Raw genomic sequence first — 20,114 nt, 5'->3', positions numbered from 1 at the left:
TTGGCCTGAATAGGTCTTAGGCACCTTGTGTATCAATATCGATAACAGCCTCCGGCGCGATGATTGTCGCGATAGGGGTGTAGATGTCCGTTTCGATGTTATCGGCAACCTTCAACGAGACCACGAGCGCGTAGCGAGCTTCGCTATCCCATTGGCGTGCTTCCTTCCAGTCTTTCCACCAACCGCCGACCGGGAACACTGCAATCTGGGATTTCGTGGCGAGCTGGGCCGCTGTTCCAACCCAGACGTCTGAGTGCATCGAGCCGCGGGCGCGCAACTGTGCGCCGTACTTCCACTGGGCAACGTCAGGGTCGCCGAAACCGCTATCTTCAGTCTGTGACCGTTCAAGCCTGTTGATACGGGCCTTGAACTGGTTCGCGTCTTCAGTCGCGCCTTTGACAGCGAAGCGCAACGCATAGGACTGGTAGCGGAACTTGCTAAGCCAGCCGCGCGAACTCGGGTTCGGCTCGACAAAGTAGGAAAGCGTGATGCGCAGCTCGACTTGGGCCTCGCCTAGTTGCAATAGCTCTTCTACTGGCCAAGGTAAGTCGTGCAACTGCATCTCGCCCAACACAATCGAGCCGCCGGGCTTGCGGTAATATGGATTGAACTGCCGCTGAACTACGAGAGTCGGCCTGTGTGCAGTCGAATATTCGGACTGGACCGGGCTCACCAGCCCGTATCCGAAGGTCCGGAGAAGCTTGTCCTTGTCGAGTTTTTTAGGTTCGTCAGGAAGCGTTGCCTGCATGCCTTTCGTGTGCTCGGCACCATGTGCGACGAGAGCACGAATCGTCTCCGGCCAGTATTGCGGATACCTTGCACGGAGGTGTGCGCAAATCCGTGCAACGTCTGCCGTCGCAGCGCTGGTGTCGCCTGTGTCTGCGAAAAGATTCTTCGCTGGGGTGTTCGAAGTCGTCAACAGCCGAAGTGACTCCGGGCCTACAGTCACATGGATGCCACCGTCGAGCGACCCATTTCCGCCTTCAGCGACTACGTCCGGCTTGAATGGCCAAGGCGTGTTGCTCCACAACACCGAGGTGGTCGAGGCAGGCGAAAGCAAACCCGCCTCGGCAATTGCCTTGAGCGTTGCATGCTTTTTGGCATCGATATCCGTCAGCGATGTCGCAGCACCTACCGTGAGCGCGTTCCAGGCCTGCCCTGGATTCTGGACAGGGCTCAATGCGTTGCTTTCGGGATACGTGCCCCACTCGGTCCACTGGACATTGCCGGCAGAGAGTACGAAGAGCCTGGGTACACGTGGCGCGTCCTCGTCTTCCTCTTCGGCCGACCCACTTACATCAATAGGCGAGCGACCAAACGCCAGTTGGTCAACCGTCGCAGACCATTCAGAGGGAGCGCCGAGGAGATGGCCAACCGACGTCGTCATCATCGCGAAGACCCGCGACCTGTCAGGAGCATCGACCTCAACCCGCGCTACGGATTCCGCAGTCACGGAGCCCCAGAGGCGGGGCGGCGTTTCCCCATCGGGCGGCAAAATCTTCACGGATTCAAGGCGATGCGGGATTTCAAGTTCATCTCCCGTGTGCAAGGCCGCGGTCAGGTCGCCATAAAGGGCAATGCCCGCCATCTCGCTGCCATGGCCTGCATGGTCATGTTTCTGCCAGTCGGGATTGTGGGTGTGTAGGTCCGCTTCATCGAGAGCTGGCGCCAACAACGGATGCCCATGGTTCACCCCCGTGTCGAGGATGCAAATGTGTGGCGCGCTGTCGTCGGCAGTGAAAGCGCTTCGTTCGAGAAGATTCGTGACCCAGTCCGCCTGTTCTGCCGGCGTAAGGTTACTAAGAAAGAACTCTGCGTTTGGCTCGACAAATCGGATTTCGGCGATAAGGTCGAGCAGGGCAACGCCCTGTTCAATTGCAGCACGCGTCGCGTTCGCTGCAACGACCACCCGACCGGGAAATCGGACGAAACCCGGTTCGACATTGATGCCGACCTTCGCGGCCTCATCTCGAAATTCCGCCACGACGTCGGTGAGTGCGCCACCCGTGTGTCGCAGCCAAATCTGCAGCCAATGAGGCTCGTCATCTACCGGCGGGTCCGCTGCGTCGGTCCACAATTCGGTAAAGGCGGCGCGGCGAATGTTGGCAATGGCATTTACGAGAGCCGCGTGTTGGGGAGCGGTGCCGTTGCGATTGTCTTTCTCGAGGTACTCGCTGACCCGTCTTACGAACGCAGACAGCTTGCCATCTGGAACGTGCAATACGGCGACGTCGGAGTTTGTGTGAGCAAGGACTGTCAGGAGTTCAATGCCATCAGACTTCCACTCGACTTTTCGATAATCGTAGGAGCCGCGCGGGCTGAACTCGACGGCGATAGACATGCCGCGTCGCTCGGGTAATCCCAAGGCTTCACGAGTCTCCTCCAACTCGACGATGCTGCCGGCAATCTCTTGAAGCTGGGCCAACAGGCGTTGGCCGTGCGCTCCCCGGTCCCTCGGCGGCGCATTTTCGCGCTGAACGGACAAGGGCGAGCGAAATTCAAGCGACGTCACGAATCCTTCAATGGACAGGTGACCCTTAAGTTCGTCCGCCATTTTCTCAGGTTCTTCATTTGGTCTTATTCGCCTGAGAGTCTACCGCAAGATTTCCCGATTCATTCGTTCGGGATGTTGTTTTTACGGATGTACGTTGTGGCCTTGAGCGCGCTCTTCCAAATGGCGAATGACGCTCGCTTCACTTACAGTTTTCTCGCCTTCCATAATCGCGTCTTTCAATGCGTCGAGACACGCCTTGACGATGTCTGCGTGTGATTCACCTTTGCCAACATGCGCGAGTTTGCGATAGTCGATGTCGGACGTTCCGAAGACACCTAAGCTGTTTCTCAGCAGCGTCTCGATTTGGCGCTCGTCAGGCGCCTCGTACTTAATGACGTCATCGAAGCGCCGGAAAAGAGCCGTGTCGAGGTCTTTGCCGTGGTTGGTCGCAGCAATCAGAAGGCTATCGGACGCGTCCTGTTCGATGAGCTGTAAGAACATATTCAATGTACGCCGCATTTCCGCCACATCATGCTGACTGCCTCGCTGCAGTCCCAGCGAATCGAACTCATCGAAAAAGTAGACGCCGCGCGTTGATTTCAGCGCCTCAAAAACCAGCCGGAGCTTGGAGGCGCTTTCGCCCATAAACTTGGTGATGAGGCTGTCGAACCGCGCAGTGAAGAGCGGCAAACGGAGCTCGCCGGCCAACGCAGCAGCGGTCATTGTCTTGCCAGTGCCTGGTGGGCCGACAAGAAGCAGCTTTCTACGAGGGCTTAGTCCGTGGCTGTGCAGCTGCTCATGGTGACGCTGCTCGCGAAGGACGCGGTTTAACTTTCCGCGCACAGCCTCTGACAGCACCATCTGCTGCAGATGCTCTTGCGGATACTGCACTGCTAATAGTTCGGAAAGCTCGCCCTTTGGTTGAGCCAGCGGAGTCGGACGTTGCACGCCCTTGCTTTGAACGGAGGACAGCCCAGGCTTTCTGCCTGCCTTAGCGGCATCAACGAGGTCGCGCAGCTCTGCCGCCAGCTTTGTGTGGCCACGATGAGCCTCGTCCGCAGCCATCTGCATAGCAACCGCGTAGAAATGCTCGTGGTTGTCACCAGCATATGCGCGCAGTAGTGCTTTCACTTGGTCAGAACGGGCCATTGGAACCTCAAAAGTCTCGAAACGAAGTATAGACTTCAAACGGGTAGAATATTGCTATTATAGCAATATAATTGTGACTACAGCATTTTCAACGAATGTTCCCACCTCGAAGTCAAGGTGAACTCCTGCGATGGGCGCGCGGCGAAAGCACCCAAGCTGAGTTCGCGACGGTGACCGGTGTCCACAAGTCGACCCTCTCCCGATACGAGTCAGAAAAGCTCGGGGCACCGACGCACCTCATCAACTTCTGTCTCGCGCGCCTCGCGGATTATGTAAGTGACCACTCACATACTGAAATAGGGCTTGAAGGCGCGCTGGATAATGCGAGACGAACGGTTGTGTTGCTCGAAGGGCTCGCGCAGAAATAGCGCCACCAATACTGTATGTATATACAGTATTGGTGATTTGTGCCATTATGGTTTTGAGCCGTGTATAGAAGGTTTGCCTATATAGGAGTTGGCAAAACCTTCCATTCACTGGCGAGCGTCCGGGCGGGCATCGGAGCTCATGGCCGTTCTGTCGGCAGACGCGGCGGTCGATGTCGAGCTTGTGAGCAGAGAGCTTGGGCTGACTAACGCTATACGCGAGCGACTCCGCCGAGCGTTTGACCGGCTGGGCTGTGCCGCAGTGGTCTTGGAGACAATCCGTTCCGCGTCGGGCGGCTATGAATACGCTGAGGCGCTTGATGCGGCGAGGAGTGCTGTCGGGGAATTGGCGGCAAGGTGGCCGCGGGACTATCCGGCCGGAGCAGTCGAGTGGGTAGTGCCCGCGGATTGGGCGCTTGGCAGCAGGGAGTCAATGTTGCGACAGTAGCAACAAGACGCGCTCACGCACCAGTCGAAGGTCCAGCCGGCAAAAAAAAGGGCTCGACCATCGAATTGTTAAGTGTCTGTATACAATGGCGACATGGACAGGTTGTCTTGACGCGTTAATTCATCACCCTAGGCTGCGCGCGCCCCTTATTGGCGACAAGAGCGGATTGTCCAAACGCGACATGAAGTGGTGAACTCTACACTCGCGTTGCTTCTCGTGTCCAAAGGACTCGAAAGGGACGCAGCAATGGCTACATTCTCAAAGCGCGTGACCGCTTCCGGCGACGTCACCCACCAGGCGAAGGGCCGCCGCAACGCTCATCCGACCCAATCCAAGACCTTCAAGACCCTCTCAGACGCCAAGAAATGGGCGCGTCAGATCGAGCGCGCTTGGGATACCGGCGAAGGCCAGCCGAAGTCTGATGCGACACTAGCCGACATACTCAGGCGATACCGGGAAGACGTTTGCCGACGCTGAGGGGCGGCGCGCTCGAAGTGCAGTGCATAAATATCTGGCTGCGCGAGTGGCCCTTCACCAAGACGCCGATCAGCGATCTATCTCCATCCGTTCTGGCGACGTACCGCGACGAGCGTTTGCGGCAGGTCTCAGCGGGAACCGTTCTGCGTGAACTCAACATACTTCGGGCCGCGCTGAACCGGGCGCGAATCGACTGGGGTATGCCGGTCCCTGACGTTCAGATTAAGCGCCCGAAGGCGCCAGCACCACGTGATAGGCGGCTGAAACCCGGCGAAGAGGAACTGCTGCTGAAGGGCTGTGAAAGTTCGCGCATCAAACAACTGAAGCCGGTCATTATCATCGCAATCGAGACTGCCGCGCGTCAGGGCGAACTGCTGGCGCTCACTTGGAAGAACGTGGACCTGAAAAACCGGGTTGCGCGGTTTCCGATCACGAAGAACGGTCATCCACGAACGATTCCGCTGTCGAGCCGTGCTGTATCCATCTTGAAAGCAATGCCGCGTGAAGGTGACAACGTGTTCAGTGCGTTCAGCAAGGATCGGTGCAGCCTCAAGCACGCTTTCGTTCGGCTAACAAAGCGCGTCAAGATCGAAGGGCTGTGCTTTCACGATCTGCGGCGCGAAGGCGTTAGCCGTATGCTAGAGCGCGGTCTAAATATCGTTGAGGTGTCGCAGGTAAGTGGGCACAAGACCCTCTCGATGATCCAGCGGTACGCCGCGCCGCGCGCTGAGGATATTGCGAAGAAATTGGGTTAAAAGTCCCGTACGAGTCGCGTGGTCGGGCTTCGATCCTCGCCGCGCGACTCCTATCGCCTTTAGACGGTGGTTGCTACAAACGTTTGACTAGCGATTCCAACGCCTCTACGCAATTGTCAAGATATTCCTGCTTTACCTGAACGCGGTGTCCATTCACAGTTTGTTTCGCCGCCCGGACGTGCGAAAAGGGTTGTCCCTTGGCGAACGCCACCACACCGGTAGTTTGGAAATCGCGGATGCTCACGAACGCGTCTTTTGCCTTTTTGAACGTGAACAATTCCGGATTTGTTTTTAAGAGGCCCGCCACATCTTCCGATATGGCTTGGAGGACCGCTGCATAAGCAGAGGCTTCACCCATGTATTGAGTCAATCGGTTTCTCGCGATCAGGTGCACCTTGGGCAATGGACGATCTGCTGCGGTTAGCTTCGTAGCAAACATATACGCCGCATAAATATCGGAAGGCAGCTTCAATCCGTAAATGAGCGAGAACGCATTCTGGATCGCTCTACGTGAAGAATCGTCTGCCATAACTGGCAGCACGATCCTGTGAGCGCTCGCTAAAGCAATCTGCGTATACATTGAAAAACTCGGATTGCAGTCCAAGAAAACCGTGTCGTACTCGCCTTCTAACTGTTTCAGGAAATCTTTAAGCCAATCGATCACGGCAATCCAAGTATTGGTGCCGGGGATGTTCTGGTTCGCAAGTGTATTGACGGCGTTAGCCTGGAGCTCTAGCAACGGGTCGCCACAAACTAAGTCTATGTTTTTCGGAATTGCCGAGTTATACGTGTGCGGCTTCGTGAGAAAGTCATGGGCCTTGAATGCCGGCGGTGTATACGGGGAAGGGAGGCGAAGTTGAAAGTAGCCGCCGACGCTGCATCTCGGAACCATACCTTGGCGTTCGAGCAGCTTTTCACTGCCCTTGTAGTTGAGGCCGCCCAGCATCAATTCCGATAGGTTTGCTTGAGGACACAGATCAACTGCAAGCAACCTCTTCTTCGGGTTTAGCTCCGCGTACCGAGTGATCGCCTGAAATGCGAGGCTAGTCTTGCCGGTTCCGCCCTTATTGTTCCAAAAAGCGTATATCAGATCCATAGCTTTGCTCACGTAGGTTGATTGCAACTCGATGTCTTTCGAAGACATATTAACGTCCATTTTGGACGCTTTCAAGTCCTTCCGGGACAAAACGGCACATCACTAGCTGTTTGCTTGGTCTGCTTCTTGGAGGCAAATGTGCAACCACCTTCAACGGGCGATTGCATTTGTTACGGGCGCGGGTCCGACGCTCGGCGGGACGCCGGTGGGACTTTTAGGCCAGAGCCGCGTGACCATTTAACGCAAGCAGCGCGCGCATGTTCTCTGCACGGCGATCCTTCACTGCCATCATTTGCTCGTGATCGAGATAGTGGCCGCCGTTCGCCGCGTGTTCGCGCAAGGCTCGCGCGTGCTTGTTTGCCTCGCCGAAACTGCCGCGCAAGGCGACGGCAAATATCGCGGGCGTTTTCAACTCGTCGACGACAACTCGCGGCGACCGATCCCGAATCATCCATACACGGTTACTTCTGCAGACGGCCAGACTGTCCAGGGCACGACGGATGCCACCGGCCATACAGACTGGCTGAACACGCATCAAGCAGCGTCGCTGACGTTCAATCAACCGGGCTCGACCAGGACTGCAGGCGCGAGCGAAGCATGAGCGGCGGGTATTCGGGCGGCTCGGCCGTCGGAGGAACTGGGAGTGGCGACGGGCAAACGACGGTTGTAGGAGCCAGAAGCGGCTTGTCGCCAGATGAAAGGCAGAAACTTTGCAACCTCATGTGCAAATGCGGTCGGATCGGCGTCGCCTACCCGACAAAAACCGGAAGCCGGATTTTGCGGCAGAAGTGCGTCGCACAACGATTGGACGCCGACAACAACGTGTCGAAAGCGATGACCGGGAAGCCGACAGAATACGTGCCGGAAGTCCCCTACGACATGAGCCCGAAGCCTCCGGCGCCGCCCGTTCCGATCATGTCGGACGACGACCCTCTGACCCCTCACCGCTCACTGATAGACTGGATTCGAAATCAATGGCCTGGCGGCATGGGAGGCTACGTCAAGGGCAAGCAGGCGGGCTTGGATCAGATCCACCGTCCTGATGTGGTGATCGTGAATGACCCGACCCAGCCACCTGTGCAATCGAACATCAAAACTGTCGTGGAAATGAAGTTCGATGACGATTTCGGCTACGGGCAGGAAATGTCGTACCGCCGAATTGCAGGCGACAGTAGTAAGTATGTGTCGCTGAAGCGAGCGGATTGCGGGTGTGGTGACAAAGAACCACGGAGCAAGCCTGCTCGATCAGCGCAAACACAAACGGACATGGATGAATTGTTCGGTGGCAAGGCCGGCGGAATGGACACTACCGCGCCTTTCGGGGTGCCTCCAGTGCCTCCCATAAGCCCCGGCGCAGCCTTCCCCTAAAGATCATGACGAAAGATGAACTGGCTGCATGGGCCAAAGACCCGCGGCGACAAGACACCTTACCCTTCGGCTTGTACGAGGAACCCTACCAAAAGGGCATCGTCGGCGCAGCTCTCGTCGTGCGTGGCGTGGTGTACTTCACCGGGGGTCATACGAAACCCGTTCGCGATGCGCTCGTACACTGCTATGAGCGCTACATGGCGGCCATCGACGAGTATGCCAGGGCCTTCGCCAAAGCCGCAGAGATGCCGCCTCCGATGGCAAGCCCGATGCGCTGGTTTTATGAGGAAGGGAAAAGGCCCATTGAGTTTGCGAAGGCGCGCGGATTTCCGAACCTGGCGCGGGAGCAGCCGAGCAGCGCTCTCGTTGTTTCACAAACGACCAGTGCCGATCACAAGCTCGCGGCGGGCTTCTTTGCGTTCGGCGTGTTTTGCTTCGAGAATTGGCAGGCTGACTACGCTCTGGATACGGTCGAATTCAGTGTGCCGCGCAGATTCCTCCAATTGTGCCCAGGTGTTTTTGAGAAGCTGTTTGCTGAGTTCGTCATGGCGCTGCCGACCCGATGGGGGCATGCTGGTTTTGGCGTAAACCTCCCCCCCACAGGGCGGGAGCCCAACGAAGCCAGCGAGAATTTTTGGTCGCGACTATACGGGCCTGGTATCGATGTCGGGAACCCGATGGGGCACGAAACAATCACCGTGCGAGACCGGATCAAGACCGTTGATTGGCTGACGGCCCTCGATGTTGATTTCGTTCGCCGTGTCGGCGGTGCGGACAAACTGATGCTTCCGCCGGACTGGTTCCGCAAAACGCCGTTGGGCGATGGTAGCCTCATCATTCAAGCGGGAGCGGAACCAGCCGCAGGCGTTCCTCAGGGGAAAGGCATTCCTCCCCAACCGCCCGCCGCGTACGTGCTGTTGAATCATGCGCTGCACTCGATCGTGGCGGACACATCGGACATCTTGCAAGGTGGCACGGTCAACAGCACGGCGCCGTTGCTCAACACGCGCGTGGCGACGGAAGTATGGCTGCGGCGCTTTGATGTTCCCGACGAAAAGATCAATGGCTACTGGGTTGATCTGCATAAAACACCGAAGCTCCCGCCGGCGGGATCTTCTCGCGGAAATACATCCGCCTGATCTTGGCCAATATGCCCACCGTGATCACCTTTGCATCCCCTGCGCAAGGATTAAGCAGGGCATTCAATCACGTGGGTCAAAATTCGATGAAAACTACGGCCCTAAGTGGGTCAGTTCGACGTGGACATCAACAGCCGACAGGAGAGGGTGCAACTCTGCCTTCGCCAGTTGATCAAAATCGGCCATCGCCGGTTGCCCATACGGCTGCTGCGATATAGGCGAACCAGCGTAAGGTCCCATCGGCTGCAGTTGTAGTACTGGGCCCTGCGATGGCGAAGGCGAAGGTCTGCATGGACCGCATGACGCGTAATAGCCGAAGCTCTGCCGTGGCGGTCGTGTCTGTTGTCTCCTTGCACCGCGCGGTCGGCGCTTGATATACGGTCGCAGGGCGGGATTGCGGATACCGTGGAAGCGAATGGCTCGATTCGTATGGGCTCTAGTGACCGATGGAATCGCCGCCGTTCGTCGAGAAGCCACCGTCGTTCGAATAACCGCTGCCATTTGAAAAGCCCCCGCCATTCGAGAAGCCCCCGCCATTCGAAAAGCCACCACCGTTCGAAAAACCGCTGTCATTCGAAAAACCGCCACCGGCCGAAAAACCACTGCTATTCGATGAGCCGCCACCGGCTGAAAACCCACCGCCCGGCGAAGCGCCCCCGCCCGCCGGCAAGCTTCCATCGGCCGGATCGACGGCGCCCGGCGGCAGTCCGTCGCCGTCGTCCGTCACCGGCAGCGGCACGCCCGGCATCAGCGCGCCCGGCACGGGCAAGCCTCCCGGCAAGGTCGGCGCACGCTGCCCGAGCGCCTGTTGCGGCGGACGCGCGATGAATACCCATTGCGTATAGCTGCGCTTGTCCTCGAAGCCGCGGAACCGCTCCGGGAACTGCCGCAACTGGATCGGGTGCTCGCGCGAAGCGCTGTGAATGCCGATGATCGTCTGTCCATTCGGCGATCGCACCAGCACCCAGTCGGCCTTGCCCGTCATCGGATCGGCATAGATGCGGCGCAGATGACGGACTGGATTCGGATAACGCGGATCGCGCACGAGTTCGTCGAGTGAGCGCGGCTGGGTCGGCTGGCCGACCGGCGTGCTGTCGGAGTAACTCAGCAGCGCGCGCTGAAACTGATCGCCGATGTCGAGCAGCGCCTTCTCGGCCATGCGCCGCTGATAAAGCGCACCAAGCTGGATCGTGCCCGCCGCGACGACGCCGATGATCGCAATGCCGATCAGCAGCGCGAGATAGGCGTACCCACGCTGGTCACGAGGCCCGTGCCCGCGCCGACGCCGCGATGCCGCCGCGCGCGCACGGTGCCGTCCGACGCGCATCGTCATAAGGAGTTGAATGGCCGGCCGTCGAGCGTGCTGCCTTCGGCGCCGCTCTTCAGGTCGTAGACTTTGCCCGGGAACTGCTCGTCGGGCGGCACGATCTGCCACGTGGTCGCGCTGTCGGTCACGGGATCGAACGGCAGTGCGCGCAGGTAGTGCTTGTCGACGAGTTCGTCGAGCGAATCGGGATAGCGGCCGAGATCGCCGTAAAACTTGTCGATCGCGTCGCGCGTCACGGTCAGATTCTGCGCGAGGACCTTCTCCTTCGACGCATCGATCGAGTGGAAATACTGCGGCAGCGCGAGCGTCAGCATCAGCGCGATGATCGACAGCACGATCAGCAATTCGATCAGCGTAAAGCCGTTGCGCTTGCGCGGCACGGGCATCGGGTTGGTCATCGCGCTCTCACCAGTTCCGGTACGGAATGCCGTTCAGTCCGACGCCCTTCGACGTCGAGTAGACGTCGTAGACGTCGTCGCCTTCCTGTGGATCGTCGGGCTCGCTCGCATACGCGCGCTTACCCCAGCTATCCGCCGCATCGAGATGCACGTCGTCGTTCATCGGATCGCGCGGCATCCGGCGCAGGAAATAGATCTTCGTGCCCTTCGGATCGGTCTGATCCTTCACGCCGTCGACGAGCACGGCCAGCTTCGGCGGATAACCCGACGCACCGCTGTCGAGTTGCACGCGTCCCTCCTTGGTGGCGGCCTTGTACGCGTCGATCGCGCCGCGGATCTGATGCAGCGCGTCGCGCAATTCCTGCTCGCGTTCATGCTGCCGCATCACCTGGGCAACCGGCACCGTCATGCTCGCGAGCACGCCGAGGATCGCGAGCGTGACGAGCAGTTCGATCAACGTGAAGCCGGCCGCCGCGACGCGGCCGGGCCACGCCGCGAGATTCGCCCGCTGCGCGCGACGAAGCAACAGAGCGCCCGTCATGGCGTCGCGGCGATGCCGAGCGTGTAGGCGGACGGCGTCGCCAACGTGATCGGCGCGCCGGTCAGGCCGACGACCGCGCCCGGCGTGACCTTGATCGAGGTCGGCGAGGCCGGCGCCAGCGCCTTGAAGCTCAGTACCGCGTAAGTACCCGTCGACGCCGCGCCCAGTCCGCCCTGCACCGAATCCGCGAGTTGCACCTGGCCTGGGCTCACGCGGCTGGAGAACGAGGTCGGCGCGCCGCCCTGCTTCAGGAAGTCGCCCTCCGTCACGCCGACGAACTGCAGTCTGGTCGCATCGAAGCCGACGATCGACGACGCGCTCGCAACCGGCTGATCGGCCGACATCGACAACGACACGGTGACCGAATCGCCGGTCTTCACCTGCGGCGGTCCCTCAATCGTCATCTGCGCGGTGCCGGGTACCGCGCCGACGCCCGGCACGCCGTCGCCGCCGTAGTACGCACCGGCGCCGCCACCATAAGCCGCGCCGGCTCCCGAGCCCGCGCCGTACGCGCCATTCGCGCCGCTTGCGCCACCCGCGCCGTTCGGCAACGCGCCAGCGCCGAATCCCGCCGCGTCACCGCCCGCGCCCGAACTCGCCGACGCGGCCGGCAGCGCCAGTCCGTTCGACTCGATCATGCTGTGCATATTGGTCTCGGTGCCCGAGGTGAAGTAGGCGAGATCCGCGTCGGGACGGCGGATGTTGCGCACCAGATGCGGCGTGATCGCGAGCACGATTTCGGTGTTCTTGGCCTGATCGTCGGTTGCGCCGAACAGCCGGTCGAGGACCGGCAACTGGCCGAGGCCGGGCAGCTTGTTGCCCGACGTGCGTTCCTCGTTGTCGATCAGGCCGGCCAGCACGTCGGTCTCGCCGTTCTTCAACTGCAGTACGGTGCTGGCCGTGCGCGTGCCGATCTCGTAGGCGGCCGTGCCGGTGCTGGTGGTGACGGTATTGCCCAGGCTGCTGACTTCGAGCGCGAGCTTGATGCCGACCGTGTCGTCGAGATAGACGGTCGGCTCGACGTTCAGTGTCAGACCGATGTCGAGATAGTTGACCGACTGCGACAGAAAGCCTGTCGAGGTCGCCGTCGATGTGATGTTCGGCACGCGCTCGCCGATCAGGATTTTCGCCTTCTCGTGATTGCGCACGCGAATCCGCGGATTGGTCAGCAGCTTGACGTCGGAGTCCTGCACGTTCGCATTGACGGTCGCCTGCAGCGATGACAGGCCGATCGTGTGCACCGTCTGGTGCAGCAGGTCGTTCAGCGTCAGCGCCGGCGTGGAGCCGCTGGTGCCGGTGCCGACCCCGCCACCATAGCCGTACGGGTAGTACGGCGAGACGCCGGTGGTGGTGGGTTGCCCGGTGACTGGCGCGATCGCGCTGCCGAGCGGCAACGGCGTGACATTGACCGAAGCCGGCCACTGCACGCCGAGGTTCAGCTCGCGATTGCGCTGCACTTCGAGCACTTCCACTTCGAGCATCACTTCCGGTTCGGGCACATCCTCGAGCGCGACGAGCCGCTCCGCCATCCGGATCGCGTCGGGCGTGTCGCGCACGATCACCACGTTGAGTTTCTCGTCGGCGACGACGTCGTGAACCTTCAGGATCGTCTTCAGCGTATTCGCGATCGTCTTCGCCTCGGTGTTCGACAGGAAGAAGGTACGCACCGCCAGTTCCTGGTAATCCTTGATTTTCGCGGGCGTATTCGGATAGATCAGCACCGTGTTCTCGTCGAGCACCTGCTGCGCGAGCTGGTTGGTTGCAAGCACGTAGCGCACGGTCGCGTCGATCGTGCTGTTTTTCAGGAAGATCGTGGTGCGCTGGTCGGTCTTCACGTCGCGGTCGAACAGGAAGTTCATGCCCGACGAGCGCGAGATCACGTCGAAGATCTGCTTGAGCGGCGCGTCACGGAAATCGATGCGGATCGGCTTGCGATAAGCGGCGGCGAGCGCGGCCTCGACGCGCGCCGCGCCCGTGTCGGCACTGAGCTTGCGCTGCAGTGCGAGCGCGCGCCGGTTGTCGGGGGCCTCGGTCAGCACCGCATCGAGCAGGTGCCGCGCGGCGTCGGACTGATGCCGCACGAAGAGCGCCTCGGCGCGGCTCAGCATCAGGTTCAGGCGCGCGTCGGTGTCGAGTGCCGTGAGGCCGGCCAGCGCGCGTTCGTCGCCGGGGCTCACCGCGAGCACGTGCTCGTAGACCTTCCGAGCCTCGTCGCGCGCGCCACTCGCGCTGAGCCGGTCGGCCTGCGCCATCAGATCGTTGACCTGCTTCTCGTGCCCGGCGAGATAGGTCTCGCGATATTTCGCGTCCTCGGGGTTCTGGTTGGACGCTTCCTTGAGCTTGTCGACGCCTTCGTCGACCTTGCCGGTCGCGACGAGCTTCTGGCCGTCGAGATAGGACTGCGGCGTCGTGCAGGCGCCCAGCAGGACCGCCAGCGCGGTCAGCAGGGCGCCGCGCCGCGGATGGCGCAGATGGCGCGGCGCGGCGGTATCCGGCGCATGCGCTTGGTTTCGAATCGGGAGTGGCTTGGACAACGGTTCGTTCCTCGTAACGCGCGGATCAGTCGGCATTGCCGATATCCAGCGTCTGGACAAGTTTCAGAGGCAGATAGACGAGTGTCAGGTTGGGCGGGGCAATCGAATCGACCCGGTAGGTGCCGTCGATCACCATCTGGTCCCGCACGATCAGCGTGTCGTCGCCGCGCGCGAGGTAGACCTCCCAGCGTCCGGCCGCCAGTTGCTTGCCGATGTAGGTGAACGGCATCGGCGGCGTGTTCGGCAGCGGTGGCATGTCGGCTTGCGGCGGCGCGGCCGACGGCAGTGGCGGCACCAGCATCCGCGTGTTGAAGAGCGCGTGCGCGCCCGCTCCCAGCCGATCGGCGCGGGCGTGGACCGACGCGATCGACACGACGCCGTTGGCATCGCGCGCGCGGCCGGCATCGGCTTGCGCGGACGAGCCCGCGGCCGACGTCGCCGCTGGCCCACCGGGCGGGCGCGGCGTCGCCTCGACGATCGCGTCGTCCTGCGAATGGCCCGTGAACACGAGCACCAGCGCGCAGGACACGAACAGCACCGCCATGACGATGTGCTGGCGTTTCATTGCTCGCCTCCTGCCGTCGCGGCGGAGGCGGGGGCGGGGGCAGCGGAAGCTGCGGCGGTTTCGGGGGTGGCGGGTTCGTGGGACGAAGCCGCGGCTCGCGACAGCGCTGCCTCCAGCGTCGCGGCTTCGACCACAACCCTGGTCGCCGTGCGCGGGGCCGGCGCCACCGTCACCGGCACGACCGCCAACGCATGCGCCGCCGCAACCTGAGCCGGCACGGCAAGCTTCGCCGCGACCGCAACCCGAGCCGGTCCTGTCGCAATCGTGGCGTCCGGTGCTGGCAAAGGTACGCTCGACGCAGCCGGTTGCACCGCTGCGGAGGTCGCGCGCTGCGTTGTCCCGGTCGTCTCCAGCGCCGGGATCATGGCCAGCGTCGGCACCCCCGGCATCGCGATTGCACCCGAGGCACCCGAGGCAGCGGCCGCGCTGCGCGAGACTTCCGCGACACCAGAGGCCCCCACCGCCGCGACCGCTCCCGACGCTACTCCGGACGCCGCGGATTCAGCCACCGCCTCCGCCGCAGCCACCGCCGACGCACTAACCGGCGCGATCGTCACCGGCCTCAGAAATGCCGTGAAGCTCAAATTCGCCTCGACGCCGGGATCGTTCGCGGAGTTGCGCTTGAAGCGTATGTCATCGAGCGCCGCATACGGCACCGTCGTCAGAACCTTCTCGCTGAATTGCCGCACGCGTCCGTAGTCGCCCTTGACGGGCAGCACGATCGAGTACGTATCGAAACGCCCAGGCGTGTCGTGTCCCGGTTTGTATTCGGCTTTGTCGAGCGTGACGCCGGCTGCGTCGGCTGCCTCGAACAGGCGCGTGACGATCTCGCTGGTATGCGCGGAATCGCCGAGCCCGGCATAGAAATCCGCGAGCCGGCCAGCCGCCAGCACCGGCGCGGGCACAACCGGCTTCGGCGCCGGCTGCGAGCGCAGGCGCGCGAGCGCGTGCGTCTCGTCATCGACGCGCGCCGCCATGCCCGGCAGCAGGCCGAGCCACAGCAGCGCGGCGGCCACGAGCAGTGCGCCCGCCAGCAACGGGCCGGCGCCGAAGCGCGGCAGCGCGAGACGAAGCCGCAGCAGACCGCGGGCAAGTGGCTGCATCGTCACGATCCCATCCTCCGCCACTGCACCTCGACCTGAAACCGGAACACGCTGTCCATGCCGTCCTTCACCAGCTCGTGCCGGGTGAGCGTCACGCGCCCCAGCAACGGCTGCTGCGACAGCGAGCCGAGGTAGTCGAGCATCTGCCTGCTGCCCTCGCACTCGGCCTCGATCCGGATCAGCGCGCGGCCCGGCTCGGGTGTGATCGACATCAGCGCGATCTGGGCTGGCGTCGCGGCTTCGATCGCATCGAGCAGGTCGTCCCACGGCAGGTTCAACCGCGCGACCGCGAGGTTGACCGCCGCGGCCCGTTTCGCGTCGATCGGTTCGCTGTGCACGCGCAGCGCCGCATGCGCCGCCCGCTCGTTGCGTTCGACGATGCTCGCCGACTCGCCGTCGAGCGTCTGCAGGCGCGCGAGCAGCGTCTGCGCACGGAACGCGGCGACGCCGCACAGCACCAGTCCGGCCAGCGCGAACACGCGCGCGGACAGACGAATCCGGTACCACTCGCGCCGTATGCTGAACGGCGCGAGATCGATGGGTAGGCTTCTCATCAGGTCGGGCCGCTCCATGCGAGCGGCGCGGACGGCGTCACGGCGCCGTTCGCGCCGGACGTCGAACGCTCATCCGCATCGCCCCAGAGCACACTCATGCCCGGATCGGTAAAACCCGTCGCGCTCGGCATCCATGCGTCGCAGCGCGGGCCATGCAGCAGCAGCGCCGCCGGCGCGGGCAGATTGTCGAGCAGCGCCGCGCGCGCGACCTGCTCGCGCAGCCACGCGATCGACGGCACCGGCTCAGGCACCGGCAGCGTGCGGACCGCCGCCACGCGCGGACGCGCTTCGCCCGCGATCAGCGCGAGCGTCAACGCGCGTTCGCCGCGCGTCGCGAGCCAACGGCCGGCGCCAAGCTCACGGCGCGACAGGTTCCACGCAGCGATGAGTTCGGGCCGCGCCGATACGACACAGCCGCGCCCGACCGCGACGGCCTGCCGCAACGCATCGGACCAGCGCCGCGACACGGCACAGGCGAGGAACGGCTCGGCGGCCTGCCAGTCGGCGGCCAGTTGCCAGCCAGCCGGGTCATCGCCATAAAGCGTCTGGAAGCGCACGCCGGTGGCCGCGTGCAGGTCCTGCATGCGCACGGTGTTGTCGGCTGGCGTGACGATGAAATAGCGCACCAGTTCGTCAGCGAAGGTCACGTGAACCGGCAGGCCGGCACCGCCCGACTCGTCGAGCGCGCTGGCGATCAGCGCGGCCAGTGCTTCGGGCGAAGTCTCGGCAAGCACCGGCAGCGGCCGTTCGACGAACAGCGCCGGCACCTTGCGCGAGGCGCCCACGCGCCGCACGGTCAACGTGTCACGCGAGATCGAGAGCCGGCAATGACCGCGCCGCGCGAACCCGGCGCCCAGGCGTTTGAGCAGACGTTCAAGCATTGAGCGTCACCCGCTTCACTTCGGCGAGGGTCGTCTCACCACGCTTCACGAGGCCGAGCGCCACCTCGCGCAACTGCCGCGTGCCGTTGCGGTGGGCCACTTCCTTGATCACGCGGATCGGCTGCTTTTCGACGACCAGGTCGCGGATCTCGTCGTCGAGGATCAGGATTTCCGCGATCGCGCGCCGGCCGCGATAACCGGTGCCCCGGCAGTCGCCGCAGCCGGTCCCCTGGCGAAACTGATAATCGGCGACGCGCTCGCGGCTGAGGCCGAGCCTCGCGAGTTCGGCGTCGCCCGGCACGTACGGCACCGCACAGCGCGGGCAGTTCACGCGCAGCAGACGCTGCGCCCAGATGCCGTTCAGCGCCGACACGAACGCATACGGATCGATGCCCATGTGGCTGAAACGGCCGAACACGTCGAACACGTTGTTCGCATGCACGGTGGTCAGCACGAGGTGGCCCGTCAGCGCCGACTGCACGGCGATCTCGGCGGTCTCGCGATCGCGGATCTCGCCGACCATGATCTTGTCCGGGTCGTGCCGAAGGATCGAGCGCAGCCCGCGCGCGAAGGTGAGCCCCTTCTTCTCGTTGACGGGAATCTGCAGGATGCCGGGCAACTGGTATTCGACCGGGTCCTCGATCGTGATGATCTTGTCGCGGCCGTTATGAATCTCGGTCAGCGCGGCATACAGCGTGGTGGTCTTGCCGGAGCCGGTCGGGCCGGTCACCAGCAGCATGCCGTACGGTTCCTCGGCCAGCGCGCGCAGCGCAACGAGCGATTCGGCGTCGTAACCGAGCGCTTCGAGCGTCAGCGAGCCGTAGGCCTCGATCATCGCGCGCTTGTCGAGAATCCGGATCACGGCGTCCTCGCCATGAATACTCGGCATGATCGACACGCGCAGATCGATGTCGCGGCCGCCCGCCGCAACGCGGAAGCTGCCGTCCTGCGGCACGCGCCTCTCGGCGATGTCCAGTTCGGCCAGCACCTTCAGGCGCGAGATCACCTGCTCGGCCGTTTCGATGCCCTGAATCGTCGCGGCCGCGTCGAGCACACCGTCGACGCGGTATTTCAGCGCGAGCCCCGCCGCCGTGCTTTCGAGGTGGATGTCGGACGCGCCGGCCTTCAGCGCGTCGTAGAGCGTCGAGTTCACCAGCTTGACGGCTGGGCTCGCGGCCTCGTTGACAGTCTGAAACGACAGCACCTGGGCGGCGCGAACGTCGGCCTGCGCGCCGTCACCCACGGAAACGAGGCTGTCGACCGCGCGCGCCGATTCTTCCATGCGCGTGTGATAGGCGAGCAGGTCGCCGGGCAGCGCCAGCCGCATCTCGACGGCCGCGCCGCCCTGCGACGCGAGCCAGGTCTGCAGATCGAGATCGAACGGGCTCGTGACCACGCCGACCAATGCGTTGCCATCATCGCGCAGCATCGCGCAGCGGCGCTGCATCGCGCGCGACAGCGGCACGCGGTCGAACGCCGGCGCCAGCGCCAGCATGCCGGCCGTTTCGATGACCGGCATCGCAAGCTGTGCCGCCAGCGCGCGCAACAGCTCGATCGGCTCGGCGCCGGTCAACGCCTGCAGTTCCTCGACGAGGTGGCGCTGCGTGGCCGCCGCGGACGCCCGCGCGCGAACCAGCAGATCGGCATCGAACAACGGCGGCAACGGGGTGTGCATCTCCTCGCGCAGATTCATGACAGGCTCCCCGCGAGATCGAAAATAGGCATGTAAAGCAACACGACGATGGTGCCGACCACGACACCGATGGCCGACATCAGCAGCGGCTCGAACATCCGCGTGAAGCGGTCGATCCAGCGGCTGATCTCGCCGTCGTAGAACGCCGCCGACTGGGTCAGCATGGCGCCGAGTTCGCCCGAGCGCTCGCCGACGCGCAGCATCCGCAGCGAAATCGGCGTGGTCAGGTTGCGCGCCTGGAACGCGCCGGACAGCGGCTCGCCGGACTGCACGGCGACGCGTGCGGCCTGCAGCCCGTCGCGCATCGCCGGCGCAACCGTGCCGCTGGCCGTCTCCATCGCGGCGACGATCGGAATGCCGCCTTCGAGCAGCATGCCGAGTGTCAGATAGAGACGGGACAACTGATAAATCCGCAGATGCGGTCCCAGCACCGGAATCCGCCCGAGCAGGCTGACGAGCCCGATCCGCGCGATCGCCGCGCGCGCGCCGACGAACAGCGCGACCACGGCGCTGAGCACGGCGATCAGCAGCGGCAGCCCGTGGGCCGACGCGAACTTGCCCCAGTCGAGCAGCATCTGCGACATCCACGGCAGCGCGCGCCCGGTGCCCTCGTAGATCGTCGCGAAGCGCGGCACCACGTAGGAAATCAGAAACGCCGACACGCCGCCGCCGACCACCAGCAGGATGCTCGGATAGATCGCCGCGCTGACGAGCTTGTTGCGCACCGTATCGATCCGCTCCTGATAATCGACATAGCGTTGCAGCGCGCGCGGCAGGTCGCTGGTGCCCTCGGCTGCGCGCACGATGCCGACGTAGAGCGGCGGAAACACATCGGGCTGCTCGCCGAGCAGGCTCGAAAAGCGCTTGCCCTCGCGCAGCCCGGCGAGCAGGCGTTCCAGCACGCCGCGCAGCCGCGCGCCGCCCTCGCGTTCGAGCAGCGCCTCCAGCCCCTCGACGATCGACAAACCCGCCTTCAGCAGCGCGAGCAGTTCCTGGCTGAACAGCACCAGCGAGATCCTGCCGCGCGAGCCGGCCGGCCGGCGCAGCGCACGCACCGGCGCGACCCGCGTCACGTGCAGGCCGCGCGCCTCGGCGTGGGCACGCGCGCCCGCTTCGTCCTGTGCGTCGACGACAAGGGCGATGATCCGGTTCTCCGGAGAAAGCGCTCTTACTTCAAATTGCATGGTGCTGCGTTACCTTTGGTCAAAACCGTCTGCCGCATGGCGC

At 63.0% G+C, this 20,114-nt stretch carries 18 protein-coding genes and 1 pseudogene; 6 read left to right on the top strand and 13 right to left on the bottom strand.

All coding sequences use genetic code 11. The features are described from left to right. Positions 1-16: 16 nt before the first annotated feature. Entirely contained in the window at positions 17-2,554 is a 2,538-nt protein-coding gene (locus L0U82_RS18165) for a S8 family peptidase (RefSeq protein ID WP_233832816.1), read from the bottom strand. Between the two features lie 81 nt (positions 2,555-2,635). Then, on the bottom strand, positions 2,636-3,643 hold the full coding sequence (locus tag L0U82_RS18160; RefSeq protein WP_233832814.1) for an AAA family ATPase: 1,008 nt from the start codon (positions 3,641-3,643) through the stop codon (positions 2,636-2,638). 95 nt (positions 3,644-3,738) lie between these two features. Between L0U82_RS18160 and L0U82_RS18155 the strand changes: the two genes are divergently transcribed. The 3 genes from L0U82_RS18155 (at position 3,739) to L0U82_RS18145 (ending at position 5,688) form a co-directional block, all read left to right on the top strand. Further along, positions 3,739-4,011: a helix-turn-helix domain-containing protein gene (locus tag L0U82_RS18155; protein WP_233832812.1), complete on the top strand. Its 273-nt coding sequence runs from the start codon at positions 3,739-3,741 to the stop codon at positions 4,009-4,011. Positions 4,012-4,702: 691 nt separating this feature from the next. Further along, complete coding sequence (locus L0U82_RS18150) at positions 4,703-4,933, top strand: hypothetical protein (RefSeq protein WP_233832810.1); 231 nt, start codon at positions 4,703-4,705, stop codon at positions 4,931-4,933. Then, the gene (locus tag L0U82_RS18145; protein WP_233832808.1) at positions 4,921-5,688 is read left to right on the top strand and encodes a site-specific integrase; all 768 of its coding nucleotides are present in this window, start codon (positions 4,921-4,923) and stop codon (positions 5,686-5,688) included. The genes L0U82_RS18150 and L0U82_RS18145 overlap by 13 nt, the downstream gene beginning before the upstream one ends. 73 nt (positions 5,689-5,761) lie before the next feature. On the opposite strand, the gene L0U82_RS18140 is transcribed toward L0U82_RS18145, so the two are convergent. After that, positions 5,762-6,832, bottom strand: a complete 1,071-nt coding sequence (locus L0U82_RS18140; RefSeq protein ID WP_233832806.1) for a ParA family protein — start codon at positions 6,830-6,832, stop codon at positions 5,762-5,764. A gap of 325 nt (positions 6,833-7,157) precedes the next feature. Here L0U82_RS18140 and L0U82_RS18135 point away from each other — a divergent pair. The 3 genes and pseudogenes from L0U82_RS18135 to L0U82_RS18125 all read left to right on the top strand — a co-directional run. After that, positions 7,158-7,385 (top strand): annotated as a pseudogene (locus tag L0U82_RS18135) (PAAR domain-containing protein); the annotation flags it as partial. Further along, entirely contained in the window at positions 7,382-8,152 is a 771-nt protein-coding gene (locus tag L0U82_RS18130) for a nuclease (RefSeq protein WP_233832804.1), read from the top strand. The pseudogene L0U82_RS18135 and the gene L0U82_RS18130, both read left to right, overlap by 4 nt. 5 nt (positions 8,153-8,157) lie before the next feature. Next, complete coding sequence (locus L0U82_RS18125) at positions 8,158-9,291, top strand: type VI immunity family protein (RefSeq protein WP_233832802.1); 1,134 nt, start codon at positions 8,158-8,160, stop codon at positions 9,289-9,291. A gap of 436 nt (positions 9,292-9,727) precedes the next feature. On the opposite strand, the gene L0U82_RS18120 is transcribed toward L0U82_RS18125, so the two are convergent. From L0U82_RS18120 to L0U82_RS18075, 10 genes are read right to left on the bottom strand one after another with little or no spacing between them, the layout of a single operon-like run. After that, positions 9,728-10,624 (bottom strand): type II secretion system protein, encoded by an 897-nt coding sequence (locus L0U82_RS18120; RefSeq protein ID WP_233832800.1) that lies wholly within the window; start codon positions 10,622-10,624, stop codon positions 9,728-9,730. Next, the gene (locus L0U82_RS18115) at positions 10,621-11,016 is read right to left on the bottom strand and encodes a type II secretion system protein (RefSeq protein ID WP_233832798.1); all 396 of its coding nucleotides are present in this window, start codon (positions 11,014-11,016) and stop codon (positions 10,621-10,623) included. The genes L0U82_RS18120 and L0U82_RS18115 overlap by 4 nt, the downstream gene beginning before the upstream one ends. Positions 11,017-11,023: 7 nt before the next feature. Beyond that, positions 11,024-11,557 carry a type II secretion system protein gene (locus tag L0U82_RS18110; protein WP_233832796.1) on the bottom strand — a complete coding sequence of 178 codons (534 nt, stop codon included), beginning with the start codon at positions 11,555-11,557 and terminating at the stop codon, positions 11,024-11,026. Continuing rightward, positions 11,554-14,091 (bottom strand): secretin N-terminal domain-containing protein, encoded by a 2,538-nt coding sequence (locus L0U82_RS18105; protein ID WP_233832794.1) that lies wholly within the window; start codon positions 14,089-14,091, stop codon positions 11,554-11,556. The genes L0U82_RS18110 and L0U82_RS18105 overlap by 4 nt, the downstream gene beginning before the upstream one ends. Positions 14,092-14,116: 25 nt before the next feature. Next, entirely contained in the window at positions 14,117-14,656 is a 540-nt protein-coding gene (locus tag L0U82_RS18100; protein WP_233832792.1) for a hypothetical protein, read from the bottom strand. Next, positions 14,653-15,759, bottom strand: a complete 1,107-nt coding sequence (locus tag L0U82_RS18095; protein WP_233832790.1) for a hypothetical protein — start codon at positions 15,757-15,759, stop codon at positions 14,653-14,655. The genes L0U82_RS18100 and L0U82_RS18095 overlap by 4 nt, the downstream gene beginning before the upstream one ends. Before the next feature lie 2 nt (positions 15,760-15,761). Beyond that, entirely contained in the window at positions 15,762-16,313 is a 552-nt protein-coding gene (locus L0U82_RS18090) for a PilN domain-containing protein (protein WP_233832788.1), read from the bottom strand. Next, entirely contained in the window at positions 16,313-17,194 is an 882-nt protein-coding gene (locus tag L0U82_RS18085) for a hypothetical protein (protein WP_233832786.1), read from the bottom strand. The genes L0U82_RS18090 and L0U82_RS18085 overlap by 1 nt, the downstream gene beginning before the upstream one ends. Next, complete coding sequence (locus L0U82_RS18080) at positions 17,187-18,887, bottom strand: GspE/PulE family protein (RefSeq protein ID WP_442793625.1); 1,701 nt, start codon at positions 18,885-18,887, stop codon at positions 17,187-17,189. Before L0U82_RS18080 ends, L0U82_RS18085 begins: the two co-directional genes overlap by 8 nt. After that, positions 18,884-20,071: a type II secretion system F family protein gene (locus L0U82_RS18075; protein ID WP_233832784.1), complete on the bottom strand. Its 1,188-nt coding sequence runs from the start codon at positions 20,069-20,071 to the stop codon at positions 18,884-18,886. Before L0U82_RS18075 ends, L0U82_RS18080 begins: the two co-directional genes overlap by 4 nt. Between the last annotated feature and the right edge of the window lie 43 nt (positions 20,072-20,114).

The organism is Paraburkholderia sp. ZP32-5 (assembly GCF_021390495.1).
In the GTDB taxonomy this organism is placed as follows: Bacteria; Pseudomonadota; Gammaproteobacteria; order Burkholderiales; family Burkholderiaceae; genus Paraburkholderia.
This window is presented reverse-complemented; position numbering and strand designations above follow the sequence as displayed.

Bases quoted from the DNA above. Each gene is read 5' to 3' on its own strand.
- L0U82_RS18165 (WP_233832816.1), bottom strand. From the start codon at position 2,554: ATGGCGGACGAACTTAAGGGTCACCTGTCCATTGAAGGATTCGTGACG.
- L0U82_RS18160 (WP_233832814.1), bottom strand. From the start codon at position 3,643: ATGGCCCGTTCTGACCAAGTGAAAGCACTACTGCGCGCATATGCTGGT.
- L0U82_RS18155 (WP_233832812.1), top strand. From the start codon at position 3,739: ATGTTCCCACCTCGAAGTCAAGGTGAACTCCTGCGATGGGCGCGCGGC.
- L0U82_RS18150 (WP_233832810.1), top strand. From the start codon at position 4,703: ATGGCTACATTCTCAAAGCGCGTGACCGCTTCCGGCGACGTCACCCAC.
- L0U82_RS18140 (WP_233832806.1), bottom strand. From the start codon at position 6,832: ATGTCTTCGAAAGACATCGAGTTGCAATCAACCTACGTGAGCAAAGCT.
- L0U82_RS18130 (WP_233832804.1), top strand. From the start codon at position 7,382: ATGAGCGGCGGGTATTCGGGCGGCTCGGCCGTCGGAGGAACTGGGAGT.
- L0U82_RS18125 (WP_233832802.1), top strand. From the start codon at position 8,158: ATGACGAAAGATGAACTGGCTGCATGGGCCAAAGACCCGCGGCGACAA.
- L0U82_RS18120 (WP_233832800.1), bottom strand. From the start codon at position 10,624: ATGACGATGCGCGTCGGACGGCACCGTGCGCGCGCGGCGGCATCGCGG.
- L0U82_RS18115 (WP_233832798.1), bottom strand. From the start codon at position 11,016: ATGACCAACCCGATGCCCGTGCCGCGCAAGCGCAACGGCTTTACGCTG.
- L0U82_RS18110 (WP_233832796.1), bottom strand. From the start codon at position 11,557: ATGACGGGCGCTCTGTTGCTTCGTCGCGCGCAGCGGGCGAATCTCGCG.
- L0U82_RS18100 (WP_233832792.1), bottom strand. From the start codon at position 14,656: ATGAAACGCCAGCACATCGTCATGGCGGTGCTGTTCGTGTCCTGCGCG.
- L0U82_RS18095 (WP_233832790.1), bottom strand. From the start codon at position 15,759: ATGCAGCCACTTGCCCGCGGTCTGCTGCGGCTTCGTCTCGCGCTGCCG.
- L0U82_RS18090 (WP_233832788.1), bottom strand. From the start codon at position 16,313: ATGAGAAGCCTACCCATCGATCTCGCGCCGTTCAGCATACGGCGCGAG.
- L0U82_RS18085 (WP_233832786.1), bottom strand. From the start codon at position 17,194: ATGCTTGAACGTCTGCTCAAACGCCTGGGCGCCGGGTTCGCGCGGCGC.
- L0U82_RS18080 (WP_442793625.1), bottom strand. From the start codon at position 18,887: ATGAATCTGCGCGAGGAGATGCACACCCCGTTGCCGCCGTTGTTCGAT.
- L0U82_RS18075 (WP_233832784.1), bottom strand. From the start codon at position 20,071: ATGCAATTTGAAGTAAGAGCGCTTTCTCCGGAGAACCGGATCATCGCC.